At 60.3% G+C, this 542-nt stretch carries 1 protein-coding gene; it reads right to left on the bottom strand.

Features of this window, described 5'->3' with window-relative positions:
* Nucleotides 1-542: PAS domain-containing protein (locus tag ACI3K3_RS25815; protein ID WP_404918984.1), on the bottom strand; the 542-nt coding region annotated here is incomplete at both ends.

Raw genomic sequence — 542 nt, 5'->3', positions numbered from 1 at the left:
CGTTGACGTCGAGAGTACGCAGATCGAGTGACTGGCGTCTGCCGAATGCAAGCAGGCGCGACGTGAGGGCGGCTGCACGCTGAGCGGATGCGTTTGCCGCGTCGATGTAGCGATCAACGCGTTCCAGTCTTCCAGCGCCAATGTTGCGCCGGATGAGATCGAGGCTGCCAATGATGCCTGTGAGCATATTGTTGAAGTCGTGGGCGATACCTCCCGTGAGTTGACCGACGGCTTCCATCTTCTGGCTCTGACGCAAAGCTTCCTGGGCATTTTCCAGTTCGGCCGCGCGAGACTTGGCGTCGGTAAGATCGCGGCCGACTGCAACGAAGTTCTCGCCGTCCGGTTCGGGTGCGACCGTCCATTCAATGTGCCGCCAACCACCATCGCGGGTGGACACCCTGTTTTCGAAGCGCGCGGGCTGTCCAGTCACCGCCATGCCGGAGATCGCGTCCATTGAAGGGCCGACATCATCGGGATGCATGAAATTGGCATAAGCACGGGTCAGCAGATCGCTTTCACTCCACCCCAGGACCTTGCTCCAG

The sequence above is a fragment of the Novosphingobium sp. ZW T3_23 genome (genome assembly GCF_044987305.1).
In the GTDB taxonomy this organism is placed as follows: Bacteria; Pseudomonadota; Alphaproteobacteria; order Sphingomonadales; family Sphingomonadaceae; genus Novosphingobium.
This window is presented reverse-complemented; position numbering and strand designations above follow the sequence as displayed.